At 71.3% G+C, this 15,487-nt stretch carries 17 protein-coding genes; 5 read left to right on the plus strand and 12 right to left on the minus strand.

Features of this window, described 5'->3' with window-relative positions; all coding sequences use genetic code 11:
• Positions 1-100: 100 nt before the first annotated feature.
• The 8 genes from AB0A95_RS03230 to AB0A95_RS03265 form a co-directional block, all read right to left on the minus strand.
• Positions 101-778 carry an HAD-IA family hydrolase gene (locus AB0A95_RS03230; RefSeq protein WP_357553930.1) on the minus strand — a complete coding sequence of 226 codons (678 nt, stop codon included), beginning with the start codon at positions 776-778 and terminating at the stop codon, positions 101-103.
• Between the two features lie 96 nt (positions 779-874).
• A complete protein-coding gene (locus tag AB0A95_RS03235) occupies positions 875-1,669 on the minus strand; it encodes an inositol monophosphatase family protein (protein ID WP_357553931.1) in 795 nt (264 codons plus the stop codon).
• 53 nt (positions 1,670-1,722) lie between these two features.
• Complete coding sequence (locus tag AB0A95_RS03240) at positions 1,723-4,029, minus strand: hypothetical protein (protein ID WP_357553932.1); 2,307 nt, start codon at positions 4,027-4,029, stop codon at positions 1,723-1,725.
• A 169-nt stretch (positions 4,030-4,198) separates the two neighbouring features.
• Positions 4,199-4,648 (minus strand): hypothetical protein, encoded by a 450-nt coding sequence (locus AB0A95_RS03245; RefSeq protein WP_357553933.1) that lies wholly within the window; start codon positions 4,646-4,648, stop codon positions 4,199-4,201.
• 136 nt (positions 4,649-4,784) lie between these two features.
• Complete coding sequence (locus AB0A95_RS03250; protein WP_357553934.1) at positions 4,785-5,279, minus strand: hypothetical protein; 495 nt, start codon at positions 5,277-5,279, stop codon at positions 4,785-4,787.
• A gap of 82 nt (positions 5,280-5,361) precedes the next feature.
• Positions 5,362-6,057, minus strand: coding sequence for an NAD(P)-binding domain-containing protein (locus AB0A95_RS03255; protein WP_357553935.1), 696 nt, complete (start codon positions 6,055-6,057; stop codon positions 5,362-5,364).
• Between the two features lie 27 nt (positions 6,058-6,084).
• Positions 6,085-7,113, minus strand: coding sequence for an LLM class flavin-dependent oxidoreductase (locus tag AB0A95_RS03260; protein WP_357553936.1), 1,029 nt, complete (start codon positions 7,111-7,113; stop codon positions 6,085-6,087).
• A complete protein-coding gene (locus AB0A95_RS03265) occupies positions 7,106-8,155 on the minus strand; it encodes an LLM class flavin-dependent oxidoreductase (RefSeq protein WP_357553937.1) in 1,050 nt (349 codons plus the stop codon). The genes AB0A95_RS03260 and AB0A95_RS03265 overlap by 8 nt, the downstream gene beginning before the upstream one ends.
• 108 nt (positions 8,156-8,263) lie before the next feature.
• Between AB0A95_RS03265 and AB0A95_RS03270 the strand changes: the two genes are divergently transcribed.
• The 4 genes from AB0A95_RS03270 to AB0A95_RS03285 are packed head-to-tail and all read left to right on the plus strand — an operon-like array spanning position 8,264 to position 11,035.
• Positions 8,264-8,755 carry a MarR family transcriptional regulator gene (locus AB0A95_RS03270; protein ID WP_357553938.1) on the plus strand — a complete coding sequence of 164 codons (492 nt, stop codon included), beginning with the start codon at positions 8,264-8,266 and terminating at the stop codon, positions 8,753-8,755.
• A 49-nt stretch (positions 8,756-8,804) separates the two neighbouring features.
• The gene (locus AB0A95_RS03275) at positions 8,805-9,170 is read left to right on the plus strand and encodes a hypothetical protein (RefSeq protein WP_357553939.1); all 366 of its coding nucleotides are present in this window, start codon (positions 8,805-8,807) and stop codon (positions 9,168-9,170) included.
• Positions 9,171-9,230: 60 nt separating this feature from the next.
• Positions 9,231-10,376 carry a sensor histidine kinase gene (locus AB0A95_RS03280; RefSeq protein WP_357553940.1) on the plus strand — a complete coding sequence of 382 codons (1,146 nt, stop codon included), beginning with the start codon at positions 9,231-9,233 and terminating at the stop codon, positions 10,374-10,376.
• A complete protein-coding gene (locus tag AB0A95_RS03285) occupies positions 10,373-11,035 on the plus strand; it encodes a response regulator transcription factor (RefSeq protein ID WP_357553941.1) in 663 nt (220 codons plus the stop codon). Before AB0A95_RS03280 ends, AB0A95_RS03285 begins: the two co-directional genes overlap by 4 nt.
• Before the next feature lie 8 nt (positions 11,036-11,043).
• Here the strand turns inward: AB0A95_RS03285 and AB0A95_RS03290 are convergent, their stop codons facing one another.
• From AB0A95_RS03290 to AB0A95_RS03305, 4 genes are all read right to left on the minus strand, one after another.
• The gene (locus tag AB0A95_RS03290) at positions 11,044-11,478 is read right to left on the minus strand and encodes a DUF6223 family protein (RefSeq protein WP_357553942.1); all 435 of its coding nucleotides are present in this window, start codon (positions 11,476-11,478) and stop codon (positions 11,044-11,046) included.
• Positions 11,479-11,686: 208 nt separating this feature from the next.
• Entirely contained in the window at positions 11,687-11,827 is a 141-nt protein-coding gene (locus AB0A95_RS03295) for a hypothetical protein (protein ID WP_357553943.1), read from the minus strand.
• Between the two features lie 284 nt (positions 11,828-12,111).
• The gene (locus AB0A95_RS03300) at positions 12,112-12,783 is read right to left on the minus strand and encodes a methyltransferase domain-containing protein (RefSeq protein ID WP_357553944.1); all 672 of its coding nucleotides are present in this window, start codon (positions 12,781-12,783) and stop codon (positions 12,112-12,114) included.
• A gap of 121 nt (positions 12,784-12,904) precedes the next feature.
• Positions 12,905-13,636: a hypothetical protein gene (locus AB0A95_RS03305; RefSeq protein WP_357553945.1), complete on the minus strand. Its 732-nt coding sequence runs from the start codon at positions 13,634-13,636 to the stop codon at positions 12,905-12,907.
• A 381-nt stretch (positions 13,637-14,017) separates the two neighbouring features.
• Here AB0A95_RS03305 and argS point away from each other — a divergent pair.
• On the plus strand, positions 14,018-15,487 hold a 1,470-nt coding region (gene argS, locus AB0A95_RS03310), incomplete at its 3' end, for an arginine--tRNA ligase (RefSeq protein WP_357553946.1).

Consider the following 15,487-nt stretch of genomic DNA (forward strand, 5'->3'; position numbering starts at 1 on the left):
CGGCATCGCCCGACAAGCATTGGCTGGGCCGGCCGGGCCGGGCCGGGTGCGGCGGGCGGGCGTGGCCAGGCGAAAGCTCTGCTCGGTCTCCGGCGCGCACTCACCGGAGACCGCCCGCCCCCAGCGCCAGGCGGGCCAGGAGCGCGTCCAGGGGAAGGTCCGCCGCACTGGGCAACACCAGGTCCGCGGCAGTGAAGCGGGCGTGGTCCGCGTGGCGGTTCGGCACGGCGACGCACCGGAGCCCGGCGGCCTGTGCCGCCGCCACGCCGTGCGCGGTGTCCTCGAACGCGACAACCTGATCCGCGGGCAGCCCGAGCCGATCCAGCGCCAGCAGATAGACCGCCGGATCCGGTTTGTGGGCGGTCACCTCCTCGCCGGTCGCCAGCACCTCGAACCGCCCCCGCAGCCCCGCCTGGTCCAGCAGCGCCCCCACGTGCCTGCTCGGGGAACTGCTCGCCACGGCGAGCCGCAACCCCGACTCCGCGGCCCGGTCCAACCACTGCGGGATGCCGGGCGCGGGCGTCAGCGCCGCATTCAGCTCTGCCCGGTACGCCATCCGCAGCGCGTGACTGGAGGTGCGGTCGTACGCCGGCCCGATCGCCGCTTCGAGCGCCACATAGCGAGCCTCGTTCGCGTCGCCACCGTGGTCGGCGAAGAAGCCAGTCGGGTCGAGCCGCAGGCCGTGCCGCCGCCACTCCCAACGCCAGCTCTCCAGCAGCGTGGTCTCCGTGTCCATCAGCAGACCGTCGAAGTCGAAGATCAGCGCCTTGATCGTCACGGTGGCCAGTATCCCGGTGCCGGTTGCCGCGCACGTCAGCCGGCCCGGATGGTCGCGGTCGAGCCCAGGCCCTCGTGCCGTGCGTCGGGTCGACGGTCACCGCTGCTTCTGGATGAGAGTCAGGAGGGCGGCGTGCGTCCGCTCGTCGGCGGCGACGACGAGACCTTTCCCGTCGGGGTGAACCGGCCCGCCGTCGATCCCGGTGACCACACAACCGGCCGCCTGACCGAGGGCGATCCCGGCCGCGAAGTGGACGCTGTCGCACAGGTGCTCGCCATCGGTGACGTAGGCGGCGCGGCGACCGGCGGCAACCCAGGCAACGGCCAGCGTGGTGGAGACGACGCGGGGGCGGAACTGGTCGATGAAACCGTCGTCCGCGAGCATCCGGGCGGCCAGGAAGACGTGTCGGTGGGGAAACGGCGGGTCGAGGTTGACGTCGACAAGACGTGACTCGGCCGACGGGGTGAGCGGCTCGTCGACGCCACCACGCCTGACGTACGCGGCCGTGCCGTCGGTCCAGAACACCTCATCGGTGAACGGATCCGCCGAGGCGGCCACGGAGACGCGTGGCCCTGCCCGTAGGGCGACGTTGACCGAGGTCAGCATGGTCCGCACGGCGTAGTTCAGCGTTCCGCACAACGGGTCGACAAGCCACGTGCGCCCGGTCTCGCCGGTGCCCGTGCGCCCGCTCTCCTCCGCCAGCACCGTGTCGTCGGGGCGTCCGGCGCGCAGGACGTCGAGGATGGCCCTCTCCGCCTCGACGTCGGCGTTGGTGGCGAAGTCGTCAGCGGTCTTCCGGAAACGGGTCAGCGGTGATCCGTACTGCGCGCGGACGACCGCGGCTCCGGCTTCCGCCGCCTCGACGGCCAGCGCGTGATCGGTGATTGACATGCCGACATGATGCCGCCCGCCCGGTCAACCGGGCGGGCGGCATCACCACCGCATCAGCAGTCGCAGTCCGGTGGCACGACGTAGAAGAAGACACTGCCGGTGGTCGCCCGGTACGTGGCGGTGCCGGACCAGGAGAACTCGTACTGGAACTGCGGGTAGGTGCTGGCGTCCATCGTCGGCAGCGAGTCGCGGTAGGAGAACGTGCCGTCGGCGGCGGTGGTCACGCCCGGGAGGGTGACCTCGGAACCGTCCGGGCCGATCCGCCGCACTGTCAGCTTCCACCGCCCGCTTATCGAGTCGCCGTTGAGATCGGTGACCCTGCCCTCGATGATCGCCTGCTGCCCGTTGAGCAGGGTGCGGTCGGGAGAGGTGGCCTCGATGTAGGTCGGCTGCTTCTGCACGGTGCCGGAGATGGTGCCGGTGGTCCTGCGGTGGGTGGAGTTGCCGTCCCAGGTCACGGTGTAGGCCACCGGCCCCGTCCGGCTCACCGTGTCGTCGAAACCGAAACCGCAGGAGGCGTCGGTGGTGACGTCCGGCAGTCGCGTCGCCGCGCCGCCGTTTACCCGCCGGCTCACGTGCACCACGGTCGGGCCCTGGCACGGGCCGACGTCGTGGGTCACGGTGCCGGTGACCCGGAACGGCACCCCGATGTACGCGGGCTCCGCCACCTGCCCGGCGAGGTGCGAGTCCGGGGACGACACCGTCACCTCGTGGCTGGCGGACGGCGACGCGTACACCGAGTCGCCGTGCCAGGTGACGGTGTAGACGTACCGGCCGCCCTGGCTGGGTGTGTCGAGGACGGTGAAGGCGCCGCGGCTGTCGGTGGTGACGTTCGGCAGTTGTTCGATGGCACCGTCGAGGCGGTTGTTCCAGATCGTCCGGGTCACCGCCAGGGCCTGCGGTTGCGTGGGAGCCCTGCCGTCGAGGCCCAGGACGCCGGAGAGCGACAGTTGCCTGCCGTCCCTGCCGTTGCCCGGCCCGCCGAGGGTGAGCGTCGCGGCGCGCCCGGCCACCGCGACCGTCGCCGAGGCGGTGCTGCCGTGATAGTCGCCTGTCGGATTCCAGTAGACGTCGTAGCGGATGTGCCCGCTCAGCGGGGGGACGTCGGTGAGGGTGAAGGTGCCGTCGGCCGCCGTGGTGGCCGAGAGGGTGACCCAGGTGCCGTCCGGGATGGTGCGGGTGATCTGTAGCTCCTGCACTCCCGGATCGGTGCCGTCGGCAAGGGTGAGCCGACCGGTGATGCGCAGCGGGTCGAGCGCGGTGCCGGCGTCGGGCGCGGTCAGGGTGATGGCCGAGGTCGGTAGCGTCGCGTCGACCACGTGCCAGAGCCGGAACGCGCCTTCGCGCTCGATGACCGCGAAGACGTCCCTGCCGAGGAGGGCCACGGTGCCGAGCACCATCTGACCGAACTCGGTGCTCGCCGTGTTGATCACCTTGCCGCTGGCGGTGTCGTGGACCATCAGCGCCGGGCCTTCGCCGACGTAGTGGCCGGCAGCGAGGTGTCGACCGTCCGAGCTGTACGCCACGGCCGTCGGCGATCCTGAGGAGCCGCCGTAGCGGTGCACCTCGGCGAGGGTGGCGGTGTCATACACGAGAGCCTCGGACCTTCCACCCCAGGCGGCGACCAAAAGCGAGCCGTCCGGGTTGAGCGCCAGGTCGCCGAGCACGGGCACCTCGATCGTGCCGCGCTCGGTCGCCTGCTGACCGTCGACGGAATAGACGTGGACCGTCGACGGATGCAGTTCGGTCTCGCCGAGGGCCAGCACGCCGCCGGCCACGGCCAGGGCCGGGGCACCGAACTTGTTGTCGGTGATGCTGACGACGGTGGGGGCGGCCGCGGCGAGGTCCAGGGTCAGCGCCCCGCCCGCCCCGCTGCGCTCGCAGCCGTAGCCGACCCAGACCCGGCTGCCGGAGAGCGCGAGGTGCTGGGGGCAGCGCTGCCCGATGTCGATTCTGCGGACGACCTCCCCGGTGCTGGTGTCGATCTCGGCCAGCTCGTCGCTGTCGTACAGCGCCACGTAGAGGCGGTCGCCGCCGGGTGTGATCGCGAGGCCGCGCGCGCCGGCGAGCCCATTCACAGTGTCGGTGATGGCGCCTGTCGAATCGGCGACGATCACCCGGTCCTTCGCGGAGACGAAGACTCGGCCGCCTCCGGCGGCGGTGTCGAAGACGTCTGTGACGTCCGGCAGGCGGGTCACGTTGTCCGCGGCGGCAGTCGGTGCGGCCGCACCCGCCGTGGCGAGGGCTGGCCCGGCCACGCCGACCGCGGCGGCGGCGGCCAGGGTCACTACGGCGGTCGCGCCGGCAACCCGGCGTGACAGTGCGGCGCGGGCGCCGACGAATGATGGTCTGTGAAGCATTCTTCTCCCCGTCCGGGGTGACGGGTCGTCACCCCGCACGGGATCATGGCTGGCCCTTCCGACGGGAATCCACCCGTCTCCGCCAGGCGATGGGGCATTTTCACATGTCGATAACTGCGACATCGCCCCGATGCCCCCGCCGGACCTCGCCGCACTGACCGGGTGACGGTCAGGAGATCGCCGCCCGGACCAGCTCGGTGACCTTCTTCTCCACCGCCGGGCTCCACTTCTGGAGGGCGTACGCCACCGGCCACAGGTCGCCGTCGTCGAGGTTGGCCGCGTCCTGGAAGCCCACTGTCGAGTAGCGGTAGTTGAACTTGCCGGAGTCCTGGAAGAAGACCACGATCTTGCCGTCGGCGTTCGCGTAGGCGGGCATCCCGTACCACGTCCTGGGCGACAGGTCCGGGGCGGCGGCGGTGACCGTCACGTGCACGCGCTCGGCGAGCGCCCGGTCGTCCGGCTCCATCTGCGCGATCCGGTCCAGGATCGCCTGAAGCCCGTCGGCCTTCTTGGCGCCCTTCTTGCCCTCGGCGCGCAGCTCGGCGGCGCGCTCCTTCATCGCGGCCCGCTCCTCGGGGCTGAAACCGTCGGACTCGGTCGTGGCGGTCTTCGCGGACATGCGTGGGCTCCCTCTCGTCGTCCAGTCTCGGCGTGCTGCCGGTGACCTGGGAAAAGGCTAGACCGCCTGACACCGGCCGGGCTTCTCGATTCCTGATCGACAAGCCGCGTCCGGACCACACCAGCGCTGACCGCGGTCAGGCGGCGGCCACCCTGCGGCACGCCCATGGCGTGCGGTACCTGATCAGCGACGCCACGAGGATCAGGGTGAGCACCGCCGCGCCGCCATCGGTCACCCAGGAGGGTAGGAGGCCCAGCGTGCCGAAGCGCTCCCGGGTCACCTCGAACACCTCCGGCGGGATGGCTACCACACCGGCCGCCTGGGTCACGTTGACCAGGAGGACGACCCAGAACAGCCATCCGCGCCCGCTGCGGGCCAGCAGCCCGAGCGCGTTGCCGACGATGTAGGCACAACCCACCAGCCGGAAACCGAGCAGGAAGGCCGGCGCGTCGGCCGCCGCCTGCTCGGCCGACGTGCCGGCCCTTCGCATCATGCCGACAATGGCCTGCTCGTCGATGATCACGAAGTTCTGGATGGTGGTGCCGACGACGAAGACGACCGAGCAGACGACGACGAGTGTCTGTAGCGGCACTGTGCAGCGGGTCGGGGCCCGACGTGCGGTGTTGGCCATGGGCGTGACGCTAGGTCGGCCACGGGGCCGGGACATCCGTGCGGAACCCGGATCCGCTCCCGTAAGGGCCGCAGGCCGGCGACTACGACGCCGCTCGGGCGGCGGCGATCGTCCGTCCACGCTCGGAGTCCGGAAAGCGGTCGAGCATGGTCCGCACCTCGTCGGCGCTCACGTTGGCACCGAACAACTCGCTGCCGGGTTCGAGTCGTACGCCCTCGGCCAGTGGGCCGGCGACGACCGGATCGAAGCCCAGCGCGTCCACCAGAGTCGCGACAGCGGCGAGGTCGGTGGCGTCGTCACCGGCTATCGCGATGGCCTTGCGGCCGGCCGATCCCGCCGGCCGCGCCTCGTCCTCAAGATCGTGGTAGCCCATGTGGTTGAACGCCTTGACGACGCGGGACCCGGGCAGGAACGCCTGGACGATCTCACTCGACGAGGTACGCGGGTCGGTGAGGTCGTCGCGGATGCCGTCGATCTCCCACCAGTAGTTCATGGCGTCGACGACGAGCTTGCCGCCCAGCGCCTCGGCGGGAACGCTGCGGTACTTACCCAGCGGCAGGGCGAGGATCACGATGTCGGCGGCGGCCACCGCGTCGGCCGCCGTGGTGGCCGCCGCCCCGGGGGCGAGCACCTCGACGGTGAGGGCGATCTTCGCCGGGTCGCCGGAGCCGGCGACCAGCACCCGGTAGCCGGCGGCGACGGCGAGCCGGGCGAGCACCGTGCCCACCTTGCCGGCCCCGAGCACACCAAGGGTCTGGGGCCGATCGTTGTCGAACATGTCGTCCTCTCGGTTCTGACGTGCTGATCAGGCCAGCAGTTCGCGGACCATGGGGATCACCCTGGAGCCGTACAGTTCCACGGCCCGCATCCGGGCGCTCACCGGTTGCGCGCCGGCCGTATAGATGAGGTCGAACCGGCCGACGCCGAGGCTGCGGATCGCGCGGGCCATCCGCCGGGCCACGGTCTCCGGCGAGCCGATGTAGAGGGAGCCGTTCTCCACCTCGGAGTCGAACTCCTGACGGCGGATCGGTGGCCAGCCCCGCAGTTTGCCGATCCGGTCTCGCATGATCCGGTAGTGCGGCCAGTAGATCTCCTTGGCCTGCTCGTCGGTGTCCGCGATGAAGCCGGGCGAGTGCATGCCGACCGGGTGCGCGGTCGTGCCGAGTTGGTCGGCCGCCCGGCGGTACAGGTCGATGTAGGGCGCGAAGCGTTCGGGAGCGCCGCCGATGATGGCGAGCATGAGTGGGAGCCCGTACTGGGCGGTGCGGACGACCGACTGCGGCGAGCCGCCCACGCCGACCCAGGTGTCCAGGTGTCCCGACTCCGTCTTCGGGAACACGTCGGCGTTCTCCAGCGGGGCACGAAGGGTGCCGCTCCAGGTGACCGGCTTCTCGTCGAGCAGCTTGACGAACAGCTCGATCTTCTCCTCGAACAGCGTGTCGTAGTCGCGCAGGTCGTAGCCGAAGAGGGGGAACGACTCGGTGAACGAGCCGCGACCGAGGATGACCTCGGCCCGGCCCTGCGACAACGCGTCGACTGTGGCGAAACGCTGGAACACCCGGACCGGGTCGTCCGAACTCAGCACTGTCACGCCGGAGGCCAGTCGGATCCGCGAGGTACGGGTGGCGATGCCCGCCAGCACGGTCTCCGGCGTCGACACCGAATACTCCGGCCGGTGGTGCTCGCCCAGCGCGATGACGTCGACGCCCAGGTCGTCGGCGAGCACCGCCTCGTCGACGACCTGGCGGATCGCCGCGGCGTGCGAGACGCGCTTGCCGGCATCGTCCTCCGGTACGTCGCCGAACGTGTCGAGGCCGAACATGAGATCAGACATGGGTGGGCTCCTTCGCCAGCAGCTCCCGGACCCGCGGTGCGACCGCACTGCCGAGCAGGTGGATCGTGCGCGCGCGTGCCTCGCGGGGCAGGTGCATGATGTCGTACTTCAGATCGAAGCGGCTCAGCCGCAGGTCGCGGGCGACAGTGGCGATCTTCTGCGCCACCGTCTCCGGCGACCCGACGAAGAGCGCGCCGTTGTCGATTTCGGCCTCGTAGCGTGCGCGGTCCGGTTTGTAGAAGCCGCGTTCGGCGGCCAAAGCCGCCACGACCGGCTGCCAGTACCGCCACCACGTCTCCACCGCCTCCTCGTCGGTGTCTGCGACAAGGCCAAGTGAGTGCTGCCCGATTGGCTGCGGGGTATGCCCGAACTGTTCGAGCGCTCGGGTGTAGAGGTCGACGTGGCCGGCGAAGCGCTGGGGGCGTCCGCCGATGATCGCCAGCAGGAGCGGGAGACCATGCCGGGCGGCGCGGATCACCGAGTTCGGGCTGCCCCCGACGCCGATCCACGTCGGGATGCCGCCGGGCCGCATCCGTGGATGCAGGCGCTGGCCGGTCAGGGGACTTCGCACGGTTCCGGACCAGGTGACCGATTCTTCGTGTTGGAGCCGAAGGAAGAGGTCCAACTTCTCCTCGAACAACCGCTCGTAGTCGGCCAGGTCGTAGCCGAACAGCGGGAACGACTCGGTCGCCGACGCGCGTCCGAGGACGATCTGGGCGCGGCCGTTGGACACGGCGTCGAGCGTGGCGAACTCGTGGTAGAGGCGTACCGGGTCGTTCGTGCTGAGCACCGTGACCGAGGTGCCGAGGCGAATCCGCTCGGTCGCCGTCGCGGCTGCCGCGAGCAACACGGGTGTGGCCGAGTCGTTGTGGCCCTCCCGGTAGTGCTCACCGATGCTGAACACGTCGAGTCCGACCGACTCGGCGAGTCGTGCCTCCTCGACGAGGAGCCGTACGGTCTCGGCGTCGCTCAGGACCCGGTCGCCGTCGGTGGCCACCTCCCCGAACGAGTTGAGCCCCAGTTCAAAACCTGCGGCTGTCATCGTGTCCCCCTCGGTGCTGCCCGTGGCGATCCGCGTGAGCGGACCTACCGGTTGACGTGTCAATGATGCTAACTTGGCGATTGATACGTCAATTCCCGGGAGAATGGCATGACGGAGACCACACCTGCCCGGCGGGGAGGACGCCAACTGCCGACGGCGCAGGAGCTGCGGATCTGGCGGGACTTCTTCGAGACGACCGCGGCGCTGGGTTCCCGGCTGGAGTCCCGTCTCCAGGGCGACTCCGCCCTGTCGACGGGGGACTACACCGTCCTGCTCGCTCTCAGCGAGGCACCGGAGCAGGCGATGCGCTCGTCCGCACTCGCGTCGCACATCGGCTGGGAGCGCAGCCGCCTCTCCCATCATCTGGGGCGGATGGAGCGGCGCGGCCTCATCCGCCGCCAGGAGTGCGCGACAGTCCCCCGGGGGGCGGAGGTGCTGCTCACCACGACCGGCGCCGAGGCGTTCGGCAAGGCCACATTTCCCCACCTGCGCGCCATTCGTGAGCTCTTCGTCGACGCCCTCACGCCGGACCAGATCGCCGCGGCGGGCGAGATCGCGGCGGCGCTGCGAGCACGCCTCGACGCCCTACGCGAGGATTGACCACCCACGACAGCACGGGATGGCGTCGATCGCCGAGAGAGGAGCGCTAATGCTCAGGGGCCTGCTGATCAGTGAGAGTCTGCGAACCGGCGGAGAACTGACAGTGCCGCTGGAGGTGGTGAAGATCTGGCGGGTCGACACCGCAAGCGCCACCGCCGCGCAGCCCTCCACCTGGACGCTTATCGAGTTCACCGCGCCGGACGCGGAGGTGGAGCGGCTCGCCACGGCGCTCTCCGACTGCCTGTCACCGACGGGCGGCTGGTACGCCGACTTCCGAACCGAGGCCGAGAAATTCGTGGTCTTCGCCGGCAGGGTGTTTCGGTACCCGCCGGGCGATCCCGCCGGGCAGGCCGAAGCCAAGGCGTACGGCAGGTCGGTCGGTGTGCCCGAACCCCAGCTCGACTGGGGAGACTGAGCCGGATGCCGCCGGTTCGGGCGGTCGTCCGCATGCCGTCGGGAGGTTAGGCTTCGGCGTATGGCGGGGTCGTGGTGGCGTGGCCGGACGGCGGACCTCGCCCTGGTGCTCGCCGTCGGCCTGGTCGCCCTCGTCGGGGTGGTGGTGCAGTCGCGCGGCATCGACACCACCGCCGAATGGACGGCGCTTGTGGTGGTGCTCGCCTCCTCCGGTGCGCTGTGCGCGCGCCGCCGCCATCCGGTGCCGGTGGGTGTGGTGGCGCTGGCCGCCGTCGGCGCGTACGGGGCGTTGCTGCACAAGCCCGGTCCGATCATGTTGGTCTTCGTCGTGGCGCTCTACACGGTTGTCGACGAGGGACACCTCTGGGTTGCCGTCGGGCTCGGTGTCGCCTCGGTGATCGCCTTCGCCGCCGCCGACAGCGACAACCGATCCCCGGACACCATGAACGGGGCGACGTTGCTGCACGCCGGTTGGCTCGTCGCGGTCATCGTCGGTGTGACCCGCAACCGGCGGGCCTACCTGGCCGAAGCGCAGGCCCGCGAGGTTGTCGCCGAGCAGCGGATGGAGGAGGAGGCCCGGCGGCGGGCCACCGAGGAGCGGCTGCGCATCGCCCGCGAGCTGCACGATGTCCTCGGCCACCACCTCTCGCTGATCAATGTGCAGGCCAGCGCCGCGTTGCACCGGCCGGATCCGACCCGGTCCGAGCAGGCGCTCACCGCGATCAAGCAGACCAGCAAGGAGACGTTGCGCGAGTTGCGGACGACGCTCGGCGTACTGCGGCAGGAGGGCGAGGCGCCGACAGTGCCCGGTCCCGGCCTGAACCGCCTTGCCGATCTGGTCAGGACGGCCGGGCGGCCCGAGTTGACCATCAGCACCGAGCTCACCGAGACCAGGTCGCTGCCGGCGGAGGTGGACCTGGCGGTGTACCGGATCGTCCAGGAGGCGCTCACAAACGTGGCCCGGCACGCGGGCGCCACCGCGGCGGTGGTCCGGGTGCGGCCGGACCGCGACGACGTGCTGGTGGAGGTGGAGGATGACGGCACCGTCACTCCCGGCCCGCCGGGCAGCGGCATCGCCGGCATGCGCGAGCGGGTTCGCGCGCTTGGCGGTTCGCTGACCACCGGCGCGCGGCCGGCCGGCGGGTTCCGGGTCTACGCCCGCCTGCCGTTGCGGCCAGCCCCGGCGACGGCGGGCGAGCCGGCATGATCCGCCTGCTGCTGGCTGACGACCAGACTCTGGTCCGCGCCGGCTTTCGTTCCATTCTGGACGGTGAGGACGGCATCGAGGTGGTCGGTGAGGCCGCCGACGGGGCCGAGGCGGTGCGGCTGGTCGGGCAGCTACGCCCGGATGTCGTCCTCATGGACATCCGGATGCCCGTGCGCGATGGCCTCGCCGCCACCCGGGAGATCGTCGCGTCCTGCGCCGCCCGCGTCATCATCCTGACCACGTTCGACCTGGACGAGTATGTCTACGGCGCGCTGCGTGCCGGGGCGAGTGGCTTCCTGGTGAAGGACACCGAGCCGGCCGAGCTGATCCACGGGGTGCGGGTCGTCGCTCGCGGCGATGCGCTGATCGCGCCGTCGATCACCCGTCGGTTGATCGCCGAGTTCAGCGCGCGGGCCACGCACCCGGACCCCGGGCCGCGACTGAGCGTGCTCACCAGCCGGGAGCGTGAGGTGCTGGCACTTGTCGCCGCGGGACTGTCGAACGACGAGATCGCGGCGCGGTTGGTGCTGAGCCCGGCCACCGCCAAGACGCACGTCAGCCGGATCATGACCAAGGCGCAGGTCCGCGATCGAGCCCAACTGGTGATCCTCGCCTACGAGTCCGGCCTGACCGTCCCCGGCTGGCTCGCCCGCTCCTGAGGGCAGCCTCAGGAGACCAGCCGGCCGCCGCGGCGGGCGCGGAACAGAGCCAGCCCGCCGAGGACCACGCCGACCAGCCCGACCGCCAGCGCCACGAAGGCCCCGCCTCGCCCGTTGCCCGTGCCGATCCCACCGTCGCTGGTGGCGACCACGACCCCGCCGAGCACCATGCCGGTCAGTCCCAGGGTCAGGGCCAGGACGGCTCCGAGTCGTGCCGAGCTGGCGCCGACGCGGCTGGCGGGGCGAGCCATAGCCAGCCCGCCGGCAACGACGCCGACCAGCCCCAGCAGTACGGCCACGCTCGCACCGAGTCGCCCGGAGCTCATGGTGACAGCCGTCGCGGCGACCGGTCCGGCCGACGCGTGCGCTGCTGCCGGTGCGGCAAGCGCGATGTCCCCGAACGGGGCGGCTGCGGCGGTAAGCAGGTGGTGGATGGACATCATGTTTCCCTTCGAGCGCCGGACGGATACAACCGGCAGCGTATGGAGCGAAGGGCCCGTGAGTCGTCGGGTCAGGGTTGTCGATGCGTCTACCTCCCGGGCGGTACGGGTCGGGGACGTCGTACCGCCGCAGTTGTGTCTGTCGCCCGGCCGCAGCGCTCTGACCTGGGCTTTAGTAGCTTTCTCGACGTGCGAGTGGTCGCCCCGGCGGTCACGCCCCCGCGCGCTGTCGATACCGCCCCATCGCGCCCGCCGAGACCACGATGACGAGCCCGGAGAACACCGACGAGAAGGCGGCCGCCAACATCGCGGCCTCGACGCGGGCCGCATCGAGCAGCGTTCGGACGGGCACGACGAGCACCTGCGGCACATCAACGGTTCGATCGACTCGATGACCCAGGCGGTGCAGAGTCTCACCGAGGAGCTTCGCTCCAACGTGTTCCAGTTCAGTGCCGGTATGACCTCCGATCGCCGGACACCAAAAGAACGGGAGAACATCGCGGTGGTCCGGGTGCGGGAGGCGGGGCTTCGTCGAGTCGAAGAGGACGGTCCGGTGGACGGCCTGGCAGCGCGGGTTCGCCGTGGTCGGCGCGATCGTCCTGATGGTCAACTTCGGCCTGGCGCTCTACCTCGTCTTCAACCGCTGACGCGACGTGCCGTGGCCAGCAGAAACGCCTGGTCGTCCCTCTCCGTGCCCCGAGCGCGCCGCACCAGGCGGCACTCCTCGCGTAGACCGGCGGCCTCGATCTCGGCGGCGACCCGATCCGGCGGGTAGCGGTGTCGCGCCAACCGGATGTCGTGGCCGAACCGGCGACGGTAGGCCGGGGACAGGTCGCGTGTGCCGTCGCCGGCCTGGAATCCGACGAGCAGGTGGCCACCGGGGCGAAGCACCCGGGCCGCCTCGGCGAAGACGCGCGCCTGCCCGGCGGGAGGTGTGTGGATGGTGGAGTACCACAGCAGGACACCGGCGAACCGGGCATCCGAATAGGGCAGGGCGGTCAGCGAGCCCACTGTGAACACCAGGTCCCGGTGGTCGCGCCGGGCGCGGGCGATCATGCCCGGCGACAGGTCGACGCCGTGCACCAGACACCCACGGTCGGTGAGGTACCTGCTCATCCGGCCCGGGCCGCACCCGGCGTCGAGGACCCGAGGGTCGCCGCCCGACGTCACCGCCTCGGCGAACGCGTCGACAACGGCGAGGTCGAGTGGGGCCTCGGCGCGGGTGTCCGGCAGGACTGTGGCGTAGTCCTCGGCGACGGTGTCGTAGGCGCGTCGTACACCGCGCAGGTCGAGCGGATCGGAGGTCACGGACCGCATCATCGCAGCGGGGAGCCACCACCCGGCCGGCGGCGGGTCTTCGGCGCGTGCGTCACCGGGACCGATCGCGGCAGAGCACCGGACGCGCCGGAGACCCCGGGACCGGAGGGGACTACCCCTGCCAGGCGTCGATGGTCCGGACACCCTCACGCAGGGCCCGGTCCAGGACTGCGGGGTTGCCGCTGGTGCCCTCCCAGCCCTGGTCGTCGAACACTGTCACCACAGTGTCGACGCGTGCCACAGCGATCTGGCTGGTCGCCTCGCGGCCGGTGTGTTCGCCGTTCAGGCTCGTCTCGGGCCACGTGCGGGTCAGCAGCAGCGCCTCGTCGCCGACACCGGGCACGGCCTTGCTCTTGGCGGTGGCCCGGTTTCCGAACTGCTGGTAGGTGGGGCATGCCTCCAGGGCGGTACGCAGACGCGTCATGTACGCCGTGGCGCCGTCACCCTCGAAGGTGAAGATGGTCTGGTGGATCGTCCCCTGCGCCACGTCGGCGGCGGTGGCGCCCGCCGACTGGTACATGACGGTCATCGCGGCGCTCGCCGTCACCTGCCGGCCTCCGGTGCCGAACTCGTTGGCACACAACTTCGGCAGGGCGTCCTCGACGGACAGCGTCCGACGGGGAGACTTGCGCAGCTCGGTGGGCAACTCGAAGAAGGCCGATGTCGGGATGGTGGTCGGGCCGCTCGCGCTCGGCGACGCCGGGCCGGTCGGATCGACCACTGCCGACGCGGACGTCGGCGCCGCGGTGGACGGGGTCGACCCGGGCTTGTCCTCGGTGCTGCCGCAGGCGGCGGCAACGGTGATGGTGCCCAGTAGCGGGATCAGCGCAAGCACGCGTCGCATACGGGCGGGTGATGGCGGTGTGTGTCGGCTCATGATCACCTTTCGTCGATGTGGGGGCAGTTCCCGGTGGGGCACCGTCCCAAACGACGGTTCGCGCCGCCGGACGCTCACCCGACCGGTGGTAATCGGGATGTCGACACCTCCGCCGGCCGGCTAAGCTGCCCGCATGACCAGCGTGATCGCCCAGTGCACCGGAGCGTCGTCTGACGTCCAGGTCGGTGCACGGCGACGCCGGCGATCCGTCGCCCGCCCGCGCTGACCTGTTCCCGCGACCGGCGGATCGAGCCGCCGGTCGTGTGCCTGTCGTCCTCGGTCCGCCCCGCATCTCCTGTCGTCAGAGACTCGCGTGACAGTGCGGGTCCGAGTGAGATCGGCGTACTCATGGATCTTGAAAGATTGTTGTCCGACCGGCTGGCGCCGGCGTTCGCGGCGGTGGCCGGCGGCCCGGTCGACCCGCTCGTGCGGCGCTCGCCGCGGGCGGACTTCCAGTCCGACGCGGCGCTGGCGCTGGCCCGGCGGCTCGGCCGCCCGCCGCGCGACATCGCCGCCGCGGTGCTGGAGCACGCGGTGCTCGACGACGTCAGCGTGTCGGCGGAGGTCTCCGGGCCGGGCTTCATCAACCTCACCGTCGCCGACCCGGCACTTGCCGACCTGGTCGCCGGGCTGGCCGGTGACGCCCGGCTCGGCGTGCCGGCGACGGCGGCCCCGCAGACCGTGGTGGTCGACTACTCGGCGCCGAACGTGGCGAAGGAGATGCACGTCGGGCATCTGCGCTCCACGGTCATCGGGGACGCGGCGGTGCGGCTGCTGGCCTGGCTGGGGCACCGGGTCGTGCGGGTCAACCACCTGGGTGACTGGGGGACACCGTTCGGCATGCTGATCGAGCACCTGGCCGACCTCGGCGAGGCCGGGGCGGCGGACGAGTTGTCGATGGGTGACCTGGACGGCTTCTACCGGGCGGCGCGGGTCAAGTTCGACGCCGACGAGACGTTCCGGGAACGCTCGCGGCTGCGGGTGGTCGCGTTGCAGGGCGGCGACGAGCAGACGCTGCGGTGGTGGCGGCTGCTGGTGGCGCAGTCCGAGCGGTATTTTTTGACCGTCTACGACCTGCTCGACGTGACGTTGTCCGCTGACGACTTCCGGGGCGAGAGCGCCTACAACGATCTGCTCGCGGGGGTCGTCGACGACCTGGACCGGTTGGGGCTGCTGGTGCCCAGCGGTGGGGCCGACTGTGTCTTCCCGGCCGGGTTCACCGGCCGCGACGGCGAGCCGACGCCGCTGATCGTGCGCAAGAGCGACGGGGGATACGGCTATCCGGCCACCGACCTGGCCGCGTTGCGGCAGCGCGTCGGTGAGCTGGGCGCGACCCGGCTGCTGTATGTGGTCGGGCTGCCGCAGCGGCAGCACTTCGCGATGGTGTTCGCTGTTGCCCGGGCGGCCGGTTGGCTGTGCCCGCCGGCCCGGGCCGAGCATCTGGGCTTCGGGTCGATCCTCGGCGCCGACGGGCGGATGCTGCGCAGCCGGGCCGGCGAGTCGGTGAAGCTGGTCGGGCTGCTGGAGGAGGCGGTCGCCCGCGCCACCGAGCTGGCCCGCAGGAGAAACCCGGAGCTGGACGCCGAAACCGCAGCCGAGATCGGTCGCGCGGTGGGCATCGGCGCGATCAAGTACGCCGACCTGGCCACCGATCGGACGAAGGACTACGTCCTGGACTGGGAGCGGATGCTCGCCCTGGACGGCAACACCGCGCCGTACCTCCAGTACGTCTACGCCCGGATCCGGTCGGGGGTGGGGGGGGGGGGGGCGCCCGCGCCGCCCCGCGCGCCCCGCCGGCCCCCCCCCCCCGCCGCGCGC

Source organism: Micromonospora sp. NPDC049230, assembly GCF_040647875.1.
Lineage (GTDB): Bacteria > Actinomycetota > Actinomycetes > Mycobacteriales > Micromonosporaceae > Micromonospora.

Coding starts and splice junctions, on each gene's coding strand:
- AB0A95_RS03235 (WP_357553931.1), bottom strand. CDS start 1,669: ATGTCAATCACCGATCACGCGCTGGCCGTCGAGGCGGCGGAAGCCGGA.
- AB0A95_RS03240 (WP_357553932.1), bottom strand. CDS start 4,029: ATGCTTCACAGACCATCATTCGTCGGCGCCCGCGCCGCACTGTCACGC.
- AB0A95_RS03245 (WP_357553933.1), bottom strand. CDS start 4,648: ATGTCCGCGAAGACCGCCACGACCGAGTCCGACGGTTTCAGCCCCGAG.
- AB0A95_RS03250 (WP_357553934.1), bottom strand. CDS start 5,279: ATGGCCAACACCGCACGTCGGGCCCCGACCCGCTGCACAGTGCCGCTA.
- AB0A95_RS03255 (WP_357553935.1), bottom strand. CDS start 6,057: ATGTTCGACAACGATCGGCCCCAGACCCTTGGTGTGCTCGGGGCCGGC.
- AB0A95_RS03260 (WP_357553936.1), bottom strand. CDS start 7,113: ATGTCTGATCTCATGTTCGGCCTCGACACGTTCGGCGACGTACCGGAG.
- AB0A95_RS03265 (WP_357553937.1), bottom strand. CDS start 8,155: ATGACAGCCGCAGGTTTTGAACTGGGGCTCAACTCGTTCGGGGAGGTG.
- AB0A95_RS03270 (WP_357553938.1), top strand. CDS start 8,264: ATGACGGAGACCACACCTGCCCGGCGGGGAGGACGCCAACTGCCGACG.
- AB0A95_RS03275 (WP_357553939.1), top strand. CDS start 8,805: ATGCTCAGGGGCCTGCTGATCAGTGAGAGTCTGCGAACCGGCGGAGAA.
- AB0A95_RS03280 (WP_357553940.1), top strand. CDS start 9,231: ATGGCGGGGTCGTGGTGGCGTGGCCGGACGGCGGACCTCGCCCTGGTG.
- AB0A95_RS03285 (WP_357553941.1), top strand. CDS start 10,373: ATGATCCGCCTGCTGCTGGCTGACGACCAGACTCTGGTCCGCGCCGGC.
- AB0A95_RS03290 (WP_357553942.1), bottom strand. CDS start 11,478: ATGATGTCCATCCACCACCTGCTTACCGCCGCAGCCGCCCCGTTCGGG.
- AB0A95_RS03305 (WP_357553945.1), bottom strand. CDS start 13,636: ATGCGACGCGTGCTTGCGCTGATCCCGCTACTGGGCACCATCACCGTT.